The 11,814-nt window shown below is 74.3% G+C and carries 12 protein-coding genes; 7 read left to right on the top strand and 5 right to left on the bottom strand.

Translation table 11 applies throughout. The annotated features are described in order from the left end of the window. Nucleotides 1-9 precede the first annotated feature (9 nt). The 5 genes from ABD292_RS05005 to ABD292_RS04985 all read left to right on the top strand — a co-directional run bounded on the left by ABD292_RS05005 (nucleotide 10) and on the right by ABD292_RS04985 (nucleotide 4,245). Nucleotides 10-588, top strand: a complete 579-nt coding sequence (locus ABD292_RS05005; RefSeq protein WP_344205560.1) for an MFS transporter — start codon at nucleotides 10-12, stop codon at nucleotides 586-588. A gap of 139 nt (nucleotides 589-727) precedes the next feature. Continuing rightward, on the top strand, nucleotides 728-1,273 hold the full coding sequence (locus ABD292_RS05000) for a copper chaperone PCu(A)C (protein WP_344205558.1): 546 nt from the start codon (nucleotides 728-730) through the stop codon (nucleotides 1,271-1,273). 25 nt (nucleotides 1,274-1,298) lie between these two features. Beyond that, entirely contained in the window at nucleotides 1,299-1,499 is a 201-nt protein-coding gene (locus tag ABD292_RS04995; RefSeq protein ID WP_344205557.1) for a hypothetical protein, read from the top strand. Next, a complete protein-coding gene (locus ABD292_RS04990) occupies nucleotides 1,492-2,781 on the top strand; it encodes a Dyp-type peroxidase (protein ID WP_344205555.1) in 1,290 nt (429 codons plus the stop codon). Before ABD292_RS04995 ends, ABD292_RS04990 begins: the two co-directional genes overlap by 8 nt. Nucleotides 2,782-2,904: 123 nt before the next feature. Further along, the gene (locus ABD292_RS04985) at nucleotides 2,905-4,245 is read left to right on the top strand and encodes a cytochrome b (RefSeq protein WP_344205554.1); all 1,341 of its coding nucleotides are present in this window, start codon (nucleotides 2,905-2,907) and stop codon (nucleotides 4,243-4,245) included. 34 nt (nucleotides 4,246-4,279) lie between these two features. Here the strand turns inward: ABD292_RS04985 and ABD292_RS04980 are convergent, their stop codons facing one another. Together ABD292_RS04980 and ABD292_RS04975 are read right to left on the bottom strand one after the other, a co-directional pair. Beyond that, the gene (locus tag ABD292_RS04980; RefSeq protein ID WP_344205553.1) at nucleotides 4,280-4,891 is read right to left on the bottom strand and encodes a glyoxalase; all 612 of its coding nucleotides are present in this window, start codon (nucleotides 4,889-4,891) and stop codon (nucleotides 4,280-4,282) included. A 24-nt stretch (nucleotides 4,892-4,915) separates the two neighbouring features. Beyond that, the gene (locus tag ABD292_RS04975; RefSeq protein WP_344205551.1) at nucleotides 4,916-5,266 is read right to left on the bottom strand and encodes a VOC family protein; all 351 of its coding nucleotides are present in this window, start codon (nucleotides 5,264-5,266) and stop codon (nucleotides 4,916-4,918) included. 137 nt (nucleotides 5,267-5,403) lie between these two features. On the opposite strand from ABD292_RS04975, the gene ABD292_RS04970 reads away from it, so the two are divergent. After that, on the top strand, nucleotides 5,404-8,382 hold the full coding sequence (locus ABD292_RS04970; RefSeq protein ID WP_344205549.1) for an ATP-binding protein: 2,979 nt from the start codon (nucleotides 5,404-5,406) through the stop codon (nucleotides 8,380-8,382). 98 nt (nucleotides 8,383-8,480) lie between these two features. Then, complete coding sequence (gene nadE, locus ABD292_RS04965; RefSeq protein ID WP_344205548.1) at nucleotides 8,481-9,311, top strand: ammonia-dependent NAD(+) synthetase; 831 nt, start codon at nucleotides 8,481-8,483, stop codon at nucleotides 9,309-9,311. Between the two features lie 63 nt (nucleotides 9,312-9,374). Here nadE and ABD292_RS04960 read toward each other — a convergent pair whose 3' ends face one another. The 3 genes from ABD292_RS04960 to ABD292_RS48880 form a co-directional block, all read right to left on the bottom strand. After that, nucleotides 9,375-10,370, bottom strand: a complete 996-nt coding sequence (locus tag ABD292_RS04960; RefSeq protein ID WP_344205547.1) for an aldo/keto reductase — start codon at nucleotides 10,368-10,370, stop codon at nucleotides 9,375-9,377. A gap of 446 nt (nucleotides 10,371-10,816) precedes the next feature. Continuing rightward, nucleotides 10,817-11,179 (bottom strand): hypothetical protein, encoded by a 363-nt coding sequence (locus ABD292_RS04955; RefSeq protein WP_344205545.1) that lies wholly within the window; start codon nucleotides 11,177-11,179, stop codon nucleotides 10,817-10,819. A gap of 11 nt (nucleotides 11,180-11,190) precedes the next feature. Next, complete coding sequence (locus ABD292_RS48880; RefSeq protein ID WP_425564999.1) at nucleotides 11,191-11,730, bottom strand: hypothetical protein; 540 nt, start codon at nucleotides 11,728-11,730, stop codon at nucleotides 11,191-11,193. Nucleotides 11,731-11,814: the final 84 nt, after the last annotated feature.

Raw genomic sequence — 11,814 nt, 5'->3', positions numbered from 1 at the left:
CCTGTTTCTGTGCCTGTTTCCGGGCCGGCCGGCTTCGCGTTGCGCGCGCTGCGGGCCGCCGTATTCGCGGCGGTCTCGCTGCTGCTCGGCCTGGTGGCCCACCTGCTGGCGGGCGGTCCGGTGGCGGCGGGCTGGCTGCTGCCGGCCTGGGGCGTCGCGTTCGGTCCCGCGTACGTGCTGGCGGGGCGGGAACGGGCGCTGCCGGTCATCGTGACGACGCTGGCGGCCGCGCAGGTCGCGCTGCACCTGCTGTTCTCCTCGGCGCACGCGGTGGAGGCGGCGGTCGCCGGGCACCACCACGCCGCCCAGGGCGGGCTGGTGCCGGACGCCGGCATGCTGGTCATGCACGCCTGGGCGGTCCTGCTGACCTCGACGTGGCTGGCCCGCGGCGAGGCGGCGCTCTGGGCGGTGCTGCGCCGGCTGGCCGTCCGGCTGTTCGCCGCGGTCGTCGCCGTCGTCGTCCCGGCCGCCCGGCCGCTGATCGCCGCGCCGCTCCGGGAGCCGATGGTCCTGCGGCCGGTTCTGCTCGGGCATGAGATGGGCCGGCGCGGCCCGCCCTTCGGCCGCGCCGTCCCCGCGTCCGCCTGACCCGCTCCGCGGAGCGCGTCCGGCCGGTCTGTTCTCCTGTCACGCCCCTGGTCCAGGGGTGTCCTCGGCGTGCGCGCCCGCAGCGGCGGCCGCCGGGCCACATCATCGTTCCGGTTTGAGCCGGATGAAGGGCTTTGTCATGTTCTCGCGTATCACCGTCGCCGGTCTCGCCGTCGTCGCGCTCACCGCCTGCGGCGGCTCGCCGCAGCAGGCCGCGCCGGCCGTTCCCGCCGCCGCCACCGCCACTCCCCCGGCCGCGCAGGCCGGGCCCGCGCTCTCCATCACCGACCCCTGGGTCAAGACCGCGAAGAAGGGCATGAGCGCCGCCTTCGGCACCCTGGTCAACAACTCCGGCACGGACGTGGTCGTGGTGTCGGGCGCCACGCCGCTGTCGCCGGCGGTCGAGCTGCACGAGGTGGTGGAGTCGGCGGGCAAGTCGGTCATGCGGCCCAAGGAGGGCGGTTTCGTGATCCCCGCGCACGGCAGGCACGAGCTCAAGCCGGGCGGCGACCACATCATGCTGATGGACCTCGCCCAGGAGGTACGGCCGGGCGACGAGATCAGCTTCACCCTCACGCTGAAGGACGGCGGCACGTTCGCCTTCAAGGCGCTCGGCAAGGACTTCGCCGGGGCCAAGGAGGACTATCAGCCGGGCATGGACATGGGCTCCGGCGAGGGGCACTGAGGTGGGCACCGGCATGGGTATCGGCGTGGGTCCCGACATGGGCGCCTACGGGGACGGCCACATGGGCGCCGGCGTGGGCGCCTATGGGGGCGGCCACATGGGCGCCGGCATGGGCGCCGGCGTGGGCGCCTATGGGGGCGGCCACATGGGCGCCGGCATGGGCGCCTGCGGGGACGGCGACATGGGCACCGACATGGGTGCCGGCTGGGGTGGCGAGCATGGGTGAGCGGCAGGCCCCCGTTGGGGGCGGGCGCCGGCTGACTCGGCGCGGCCTGTTGAGCGGCGGCGCGCTGGCCGCCGCCGACGCGGTGGCCGGCGGCGCGGCGGTGGCCGGCGGCGCGGCGGCCGGCGCTCCGCCGGCGAGCGCTTCCCCAGCGACCCCTGAGACCCCCGCGACCCCTGCGGCCCCGTCGCCCGCGGCGCCCGCGAACACGCCCGACGGCGGCGCGGTGGTGCCCTTCCACGGGCCGCACCAGGCCGGGGTGGCCACGCCACCACAGGCCCACGCCGTCTTCGTGGCCTTCGACCTGCGCAAGGGCGTCGGCAAGGAGGCGCTGGCGCGGATGATGCGCCTGCTGACCGACGACGCCCGCCGCCTCACCCAGGGGCGGCCCGCGCTGGCCGACACCGAGCCGGAGCTGGCGGCGCTGCCCGCCCGGCTGAGCGTGACGTACGGTTTCGGTCCCGGGCTCTTCGACGCCGCCGGCGTGGAGGAGCACCGGCCGGAGTCCGTGGCGGCGCTGCCCGCGTTCAAGATCGACAAGTTGCGGCGGGAGTGGAGCGGCGGCGACCTGCTCGCGCAGATCTGCGCCGACGACCCGCTCACCGTGGCCCACGCCCTGCGCATGATCGTCAAGGACGCCCGCGCGTTCGCCGAGGTCCGCTGGACCCAGCGCGGGTTCCGGCGCGCCGCGCACAGCCAGCCAGGCGGCACGACCCAGCGCAACGTGATGGGGCAGCTCGACGGCACGGTCAACCTGGTCCCCGGCACGCCGGACTTCGACCGGGCGGTGTGGATCGGGGAGGGCCGCCTGAGCGGCGGCACCACCCTGGTCCTGCGGCGCATCCGGGCCGAGATGGAGACCTGGGACGCCGCCGACACCACGGCCAAGGAGTTCACCGTGGGCCGCCGTCTGTCCGACGGGGCACCGCTGACCGGGCGGAACGAGCACGACGAGCCGGACTTCGACCGGCTCACCCCGGTCGGCTTCCCGGTCATCTCCGAGTACGCCCACATCCGCCGCGCCCACGTCGCCGACCCGGGGCTGCGCATGCTGCGCCGGGTCTACAACTACGACGAGGGCGTGGGGGCCGACGGGACCGCCGACTGCGGGCTGCTGTTCGCCGCCTACCAGGCCGACATCGCCCGCCAGTTCCTCCCGGTCCAGCGGCGGCTGGCCGAGGCGGACCTGCTCAACGAGTGGACCACGCCGATCGGCTCGGCCGTCTTCGCCATCCCGCCGGGCTGCGGCCCGGACGGCTGGATCGGCCAGACCCTGCTGAGCTGAGCGGCTCCCCGGACGGGGCCCGGCGGCGGCGTGACGAGCATCACCGCCGCCGGAGCCCTCCGGGATGTCACGGGGCCGCGCCCGCCACCGTCTTGTTTACAGGCAAGGTTAAGGGGGCCTCAGATGCGTTCCTCGGTGGCCGGGCGCCGCTCGTTCCGGTTCTCGCACTGGTCGTTCATGTTCGCGGAGATCGCCGTGTGGTCGTTCGCCGTCCTGCTGGTGACCGGGGCGGTGCTCATGGTGTTCTACGACCCGGGCATGGCCCGGGTGACCTACGACGGCTCGTACGGCCCGCTGCGCGGGCTCCTCGTCAGCCGGGCCTTCGACTCGGCCATGCACCTCAGCCTGGAGGTGCGCGGCGGCCTGCTCATCCGCCAGATGCACCACTGGGCGGCGCTCGTGTTCGTGGCCGCCGTCGCGCTGCAGCTGCTGCGCATGTTCCTCACCGGCGCGTTCCGCAGCCCGCGTACCCGGCAGTGGCTGATCTGGGTGACGCTGCTGGGGCTGGCGATGGCCGCGGGCGAGACGGGCAACGCCCTGCCGGACGACAACCTGTCGGGCGGCAGCCTGTGGCTGATCCTGTCGGTGGTGCAGTCGATCCCCGTGGTCGGCTCCTGGGTGGGTGCGCTGCTGTTCGGGCCGGAGTTCCCCGGCGATCGGGTCATCCCGGTCATGTACGGCCTGCACCTGGTGATCCCGCTCGTCATGGTCGCGTTGCTGGTCGTCCGCGAGCTGCTGGTGCGCCGGCACGGCCACTCCCGGTTCGTCGCCTCGCTGCCGGAGCGGCGCGGCGCCCGTCCGCTGATGGCCGCCGCGACGACCGGCATGCTGATCATCCTCGGGTTCGGCTTCCAGATCGCGCCCATCTGGCTGTACGGCCCCGCCATGCCGTCGCAGATCTCGGCGGGCTCGGTCCCCGACTGGTACATGGGGTTCCTCGACGGCGCCCTGCGGATCATGCCCGGCTGGGAGCTCACCGTCGGCGGCCACACGCTCAGCCTCGCGGTCCTCGTACCGACGCTGGTGGTCCCCGGGGTGTTCTTCACCGCCCTGGCCGCCTACCCCGCGGCCGAACGCCTCCTCGCCGCGCGCCGCGGCAGGCCGGCCACCGGCAGGGACGTGCTCGACCGGCCGAGGGAGACGCCGGTGAAGACGGGCCTCGCGGTCGCCGGCGTCACGTTCTACGGCCTGCTGTGGGCGGCCGCCGCCAACGACCAGCTCGCCCACCAGTTCCACCTCACGGTGAACGCCGTGACCGTCTTCTTCAGGTACGCCGTGGTCATCGGACCCGTCGTCGCCTTCGCCGTCACCCGGTGGCTGTGCCTCGCCCTCCAGCAGACGGAGCGCGAGACCGCCGAGCACGGCGTGGAGACCGGCATCATCGTGCGCTCCCCCGACGGCGGCTTCCACGAGCGGCTCGCCCCGGCGGATCGTGGAGCGGGTCAGTTGGCGGCGAAGAGCTGAGCACTCACGGGCGGGAGGCCGCCGAGCACGGCCGTCAGGCGGACTCCTGCTCCCACACGAAGCCGTCCGGGTCGGTGAAGGGCCCGGCGTCGCCGCCGATCACCAGGCCGTGCGAGCCGCTGCCCTCCTGCGGGACGCCGGCGTCCTTGGCGAGCGCGCGGCGCGGGTAGAGCGCCAGCGTGACGGCCGACGACGGGGTGGCGAACTCGACGTACTTGCCGCCGAAGCTCTTGGCCACGGCCAGGCCGCGCCCGGTGTAGAAGCGCTTGCTCGCCTTGACGTCGGCCACGCCCAGCAGCAGCGCGACCTGGCCGACCCGGCGGGTGACGGGGGCGGTGTCCTTCTTGGCCGAGGTCGCGATCTTGCAGATGGCGCCGTCCGGGGCACGGACGATGGCGCCGTAGCCCCAGAAGCTCTTCGCGGCCGGCTTGAGCGTCGTCGCGCCGGCGTCCAGGGCGGCGGCGACGAAGGCGTCCACGTCGCCCGGCTGGGACACCACGAGGGACAGCGCGAACCCGCGGAAACCGTCCGCCGGCGACTGCGCGGCCCTGAGGCGCACGTACGGGCTCAGGCCGAAGGCGTCGTAGAAGGCGCTCGCGGCGGCCGGGTCGGGAACTTCGAGGGTTACGGTGCTGAAGGCGGTCATGACGGTTCTCCTTCTGGTGGGGGCTTACTGGTCCTGGAGGAGGCCGAGGACGTTGCCGTCGGGGTCGGTGACGGTGGCCACCCGGCGGCCGCCGCCGACCTCGTGCGCCGCCTCCCGCACCACGGCCCCGGCGGCGGTGAGCTCGGCCAGCTTGGCGTCGAGGTCCTGGACGTGCCAGTACGCCACCGGCGTCGTCATGGCCTGCGGCCCGCCGCCCAGGACCAGCCCGATGTGCTGGCCCTCGGCCTCGAAGCCGACGTAGTAGGGCGAGTCGGCCTGCGGCTGTACGCCGAGCAGGGCCGCGTACACCGTCTTGGCCCTCTCCAGGTCGGACACCGGGTGCAGCACGGTCTTGATGCCGGAAGTGCCGGTCATGGTCGCTCCTCGTGGTCGTGGGTCGCGTTCGACCCGCTTTCTGCCTGGTCACAGCTTGGCCGCCGGCCCGGCCCCGCCACATCCGTGGTGACCACGGATTCCCGGTACGTACCGAGGTACGGGAAACTAGGACAGTGGTGACACAAGCGGCAGCCGCCGAGATCTCCCCTCGGGAAGCCGAGGTGCTGGAGCTCGTCGGCGACCACCTCAGCAACGCCGAGATCGCGGCCCGGTTGTGCATCTCGATCCGGACCGTGGAGAGCCACGTCTCCTCGCTGCTGCGCAAGCTGGAGGTGCCGGACCGCCGGGCCCTCGCCCGCCGCGCGCCCGTCCGGGGCGGCGCCGTCCCGGGCCGTCCGGCGGCGGTCCTGCCGGCCCCGCTGACCTCGTTCGTCGGCCGGGCCCGTGAGCGGGCCGAGCTGGCCGCGCTGCTCAAGGAGCACCGGCAGGTCACCGCGGTCGGCCCCGGCGGGGTGGGCAAGACCCGGCTGGCGCTGGCGATGGCGGCGGATGCCGCCGGCGTCCACCTCGACGGCGTGTGGTTCGCCGACCTGGTGCCGGTCACCGATCCCGGCATGATCGCCGCCGCCGTGGCCGGCGCGCTCGGCCTCGGCGAGCAGCCCGGCCGCGACCTGGCCGAGTCCGTGGCCGCCGCGCTCGCCGACCGGGACGCGCTGGTCGTCCTGGACAACTGCGAGCACGTGCTGGACGGGGTGGCACCGTTCCTCGAACGGCTGCTGGCCACCTGCCCGCGCCTGACGGTGCTGGCGACCAGCCGGGCGCGGCTGATGGTGCCGTTCGAGCGGGTGTATCCGGTTCCGCCGCTGTCGCTGGCCGCCGAGGGCGACTCGGACGCGGTCACGCTGTTCATGGAGCGGGCGGCGGCGGTCGGCCGGCCGCTGGACGCCGCGCTGCGCGGCCAGATCGCCGCCGTCTGCGCGCGGCTGGACGGGATGGCGCTGGCGATCGAGCTGGCCGCGGCCCGCTGCCCCACGCTCGGGCTGGACGGCATCGCCGCCGCCCTGTCCCACCCGTTGCGGATGCTCACCGGCGGCTCCCGCGCCGACGAACGGCACCGGTCGGTACGGGCGGCGCTGGACTGGAGCCACGCCCTGCTGGAACCGGCCGACCGGATGCTGCTGCGCCGGGTGTCGGTGTTCGCTGCGCCGTTCACCGCCGCCGCGGCTGCGGAGGTGGCCGGGGTCGAGGAGGGCCTGGTCGCCGACGGGCTGGCCCGGCTCGCCGAGCAGAGCCTGCTGGTGGTCGCGGCGGCGCCGGGCGGCACCGAGTACCGCGCGCTGGAGACGATCCGCCAGTACGCCGCCGAACGGCTCGCCGAGGTTGGCGAACCGGACGAGGTCCGCTCCCGGCACCTGCGCTGGTGCCTGACGCGGGCCGCCGAGCTGGAGGCGGCCGAGCGGCCGGACTGGCGGGCCAGGTTCGACCAGGTCGCCGACGACCTGCGCGCCGCCCTGACCTGGGCGGCCGAGCGGCCGGAGCGGCGCGCGGACGCCTTCGGGCTCGCCCGCCTGCTGGCGGAGCTGGCCTTCACCCGCAACCTGACCGGCGAGTCCCAGCGCCGCTTCGAACAGGCGGCGGCACTCGCGTCCGGTCCCGCCGAGAGCGCGGCGATGCTCCGGCAGGCCGCCGCCGTGGCCGGCTGCCGGGCGGCGGGCGACGACATGCACCGCCTGCGCCTCGCCGCCGCGACGGCCGCCCGTGACGCCGGCGACCCGGCCGGGGCCGCCGTGGACCTGGCGACCGCCGCGACGATGTCGTTCCGGTACTGGGCCACGTTCGTCCGGGTGCCGTCCCGCGAGGAGGCCCTCACGCTGATGACCGCCGCGCGAAAGGCCGCCGCCGGCGACGCGACCGCGCAGGCGGCGCAGGCGGCGCAGGGCGACGGCCCGGCCGCACTGGCCGCTGGCGACCCGGCCACGCCGTCCGGCGGCGGCCCCGCCGCGCCGGCCGATGGCGGCCCCGCCGCATTGGCCGATGGCGGCCCCGCCGCGCTGGCCGATGGCGACCCCGCCGCATTGGCCGATGGCGGCCCCGCCGCGTTGGCCGCGTTGGCGTTGGCCGAGGCGGCCGTGGTCACCGACTCCTTCGGGGCCGTACAGGGCCCGGCCGACAACGTCGCGGTGCCGGAGACGATCGCGTGCGCCGAGCGGGCGGTCGAGCTGGCCGCCCGGACCGGCGACCCGCTCGCCGAGTCCGCCGCACTCGACGCGCTCACCTGCGCGCACATCTGGGCCGGCGACACCTTCGCCGCCGCCGCCAGATCCCGGCGCCGGGTCACGCTCCTGTCGTCCCTGCCGCCCTCGCCGGCCGTCACCCACGAACTGATCGACGCACTCGGCATGGTCACCGAGGCCGCACTGGGCGCGGGTGACGTGCCGGACGCCTGCCGATGGGCCCGGCAGCTCGACGCGCACCCGTCGCTGGCGGAGGTCGGTCACCGGGCGCCGCTGATGGTGGACGCGCTGGCGGGCAACATCGAGGAGGTGCTGACCGGCAGCGTACGACTGCTCGACGCCTGGCGACGAGCGGGCAGCCCGGCGCGAGCCCACCTCGGACCGGCGGTGGCCGCCGTGGCGATGGTCCACGGCCTGCGTGACGACCACGACGCCCAGCGCGACTGGCGGGAAATCCTGGACCGGCTGGACGTATCGCCTGAGCGCGCCCACGGCTACGCGGCGGTCTTCGACGGCATGCTGCTGCTGCACCGCGGGCAGGCGCGGGAGGCGCTGGAGCGGATGGCCCCCGAGGCGAGCGAGGTCTGGAAGTGGGTGAGCTGGATCTGGCACCACTGGTACGTCGCCCTCCGCACCGAGGCCGTCGTCCTCGCCGGCGACCCCGGCGCTCGCCGCCACGTGACCGAGGCGCGCGCCGCCGTGGCCGGAAACCCGGTCGCCGAGGCCCTCGTGGCGCGGGCCGCCGCCGTACTCGACGGCGACCGGGACGCCCTGCTCGCCACGGCGGCCGCCTTCGACGCGGCCGGCTGCCCCTACCAGTCCGCGCGGACCCTGCTGCTCGCCGGCGGGGAGCACACCGGACGCGGGACGGTCGCACTCGCCGCCCTCGGCCTCGCGCCGAAGGCGGTCAACATCTGGTGAGCCCGTTCATCTTCGGCTCGGCCGGGAACAGTACGGTGTCCGCGTCCATCTCCCCGGACGCGGCGCGAACACCCCCGACGACCGACTGAGGAGCAGACTTGACCGCCCCCGCGCCCACGTCCCAGCAGCAGGAGATCGCCAAGGAGATCCAGGTGAGCGCATCCTTCGAGGCCGCGGCGGAGGTCGAGCGCCGGGTGGCCTTCCTCGCCGCGCAGCTCACCGCCTCCGACCGGCGCGCGCTGGTGCTCGGCATCAGCGGCGGCGTCGACTCCACCGTGGCGGGCCGGCTGTGCCAGCTCGCTGCCGAACGGGTCCGCGAGGCCGGGCGGGAGGCGACGTTCATCGCGATGCGGCTGCCGTACGGCGTGCAGGCCGACGAGCGGGACGCCCAGCTCGCCCTGGAGTTCATCCGGCCCGACCGGGTCATGACGGTGGACGTGAAACCCGCGAGCGACGCCTCACTGGAGGGCGTGCTGGCCGCCGGCCTGGTCTTCCGCGACGAACGGCACCAGGACTTCGTGCTCGGCAACGTCAAGGCCCGCCAGCGCATGATCGTCCAGTACACGGTGGCCAACGCGCACGACGGCCTGGTGGTCGGCACGGACCAGGCCGCCGAGGCCATCTCCGGCTTCTACACGAAATATGGTGACGGCGCGGCCGACGTGGTCCCGCTCGCCGGCCTCACCAAGCGCCGGGTGCGTGCCGTCGGCGAGGCGCTGGGCGCGCCGGCCGCCCTGGTGTGCAAGGTCCCGACCGCCGACCTGGAGACGCTGAACCCCGGCGTGGCCGACGAGGAGGTGCTCGGCGTCTCCTACGACACCATCGACGACTTCCTGGAGGGCAGGCCGGTCGACGACGCCGCCCTCACCGTGCTGATCGACCGCTACCGGCGCACCGAGCACAAGCGCCGCCCGCCGATCACGCCCTGAGCCTCCGCCCCGGGGCTCACTTGCCCACGCCGATCACGCCCTGAGCCTCCTCCGGTCCGGGGCTCAGTTGCCCACGCCGAGCCCGGCCATGAACGCCGCCGGGTACCGGTCGCCGCGCGCCGCGCCCGGCGGCACCGCCTTCTCGATCGCGGCGAGGTCGTCGGCGGTGAGCCGGAGCTCGGCGGCGGGCAGCGCCTCGGCCAGCCGCTCGCGGGTACGCGCGCCGACCAGCGGCACGATGTCCTCGCCCTGCGCGGCCACCCAGGCGATGACGAGCTGCGCCACGGTGCAGCCCTTGGCCTCGGCGACCCGGCGCAGCTCGGCCACGAGGGCGAGATTGTGCTCCACGTTCCCGCTCGCGAACCGGGGGCCGAAGGCGCGGCTGTCGCCGGGGCCGGCGGCGCGGCCGGCGGTCCAGTGCCCGGAGATGAGGCCGCGCCCGAGGACCCCGTACGCGGTCAGCCCGATCCCGAGCTCCCGCAACGTGGGCAGGACGTCCGCCTCGACGGCGCGGGAGATCACCGAGTACTCGATCTGCAGGTCGGCGATCGGGTGCACGGCGTGCGCCCGGCGGATCGTGGCCGCGTCGACCTCCGAGAGCCCGATGTGCCGGACGTACCCGGCGTCCACCAGCTCCTTGATCGCGCCCACCGTCTCCTCGATCGGCACCGCCGGGTCCAGCCGGGCCGGGCGGTAGATGTCGACGTGGTCGGTGCCGAGCCTGGTCAGCGAGTGCGTCAGGAAGTTCTTCACCGCCTCGGGACGGGCGTCGTTCCCGCCGAACCCGCCACCCGGCCGCAGCAGCATGCCGAACTTCACGCTCAGCGCGTAACTGTCGCGGGCCCGGCCGCGCAGCGCCTCGGCGAGCAGCAGCTCGTTGTGGCCCGCGCCGTAGAAGTCGCCGGTGTCGATCAGGGTGACGCCGGCCTCCAGCGCGGCGTGCACGGTGGCGATGCTCTCCGCGCGGTCGGCCTCGCCGTACGCGCCCGACATGCCCATCGCGCCGAGACTCAGCGTGGAGACGGCCGGTCCGGTGCTTCCCAGGGTTCGCGTCCGCATCAGGTTTCTCCTTGTCGTCACGTTGTTTCCGTCCCTCCCCACCCTGGTCCGGGTCCGGGACGGGCGGAAGCGGAGCGTTCATCATGGGAGCGCCCCTCCCTGTCATCGGGGAGGGTGCAGTGACCTGCGCTGCACGAGTCCCGCTCTCAGGGCACGCCGACCACGGTCAAGCAGCAGGTGCCGAGCGGCGTCTACGGCACGCCGGCCCAGGCCGGGCACGCCCCCGCGGCCGTCGCCTGCCGCACGGTCCGGGGCGCGTTTCGCGACCGGTGGGGCGGCCTCCCCCCGCAAGTGACCATGAATAAGGCGAGGCGCTGAAAGCTGTTCTCAGCACCTCACCTTGCGCGCGACACTGACCATCAAGCCAGGTCAGGTAGGCCGGGAGCGGTCACCATAAGGAGCATCCCGCGCATGCCGGAAGGTGACGACACCGACGGACGCGAAAATCATCCTCCGTCTACCGCTCCTCGGCGTCGCTCCCGCAAAGCCTTCCAGTAGGCCGCGCACACCTGCGCCACCATCACGACCACGCAGAACGCGGCCGAGCCCACCAGCAGGACGCTGCCAAAAGCCCCAGTGCCCAACCTCTGGCCGTACGGGGAGCCGTTGCCGCTCACAACGCTCACGGCATCGACGACCAAGTCCACCACGAACCCCCACAGAGTCCGCACGGTGGAGAGGCCGTCAAAGATCATGACGCCCACGGCGGTCAGGGAGAAGAGGTAGATCCAAAGGCCGAAGTAAAGGGCCATCCCGACCAGGTAAACCCCCGCTAAGGCACCCTTTCGTAGACGCTGGGAACCTGCCATGGCACCCTCCCTCAGGGACCGCGACGGCGTAGTGACGGTATGCCCACTCGCCAGCTGCTCCAAGCCCCGCGTCGATCTGGCCCGACAGCTTCGCCCGCGCTCATCCGCAGCCGGCCCACCGGTCCGGTCGCGCGGATCTTGTCCAGGACGGTGGTGAATCGTGGACAGTCGGTGGCTTGGCCGGGCATGAGCACGAAGACCAGCGGCAGCCCGGCGGCATCGACCGCGGCATGGATCTTGTTGCTCAGCCCGCCCCGGAATCGGCCGAGCGCGGCGGCCTTCGCCTGCGCCTTGCGCCGTCGCCCGGTGGCAGCACGCTCGTGCGACAGCGCTCGTACGGCAGCGCGCTCGTACGGCAGTGACGCGCCGGCCTCGGGTGTGGTCTGGGGCGCAGCACCCGCAGCACCGGCGGCCGCTCCGGGAGCGGAGCCGCCTTCCTCGGTCAGCGCCTGCTCCAGCGCATCCAGGGTTTCCCCTGTGACCGCCAGCCCGACCGCCAGCCCGGCCGTAACCTGATGCGCTCGCACGATCGGGGAGTCCACGCTCACCAACTGCCCACGGTGGCTGACGCAGGTGCGCCGGACGCCAGTGAGACAGAAATTCTGACTGCTGTGGAGCCAGCGCTCGACCGAGGC

The organism is Nonomuraea bangladeshensis, assembly GCF_039529455.1.
In the GTDB taxonomy this organism is placed as follows: domain Bacteria; phylum Actinomycetota; class Actinomycetes; order Streptosporangiales; family Streptosporangiaceae; genus Nonomuraea; species Nonomuraea bangladeshensis.
This window is presented reverse-complemented; position numbering and strand designations above follow the sequence as displayed.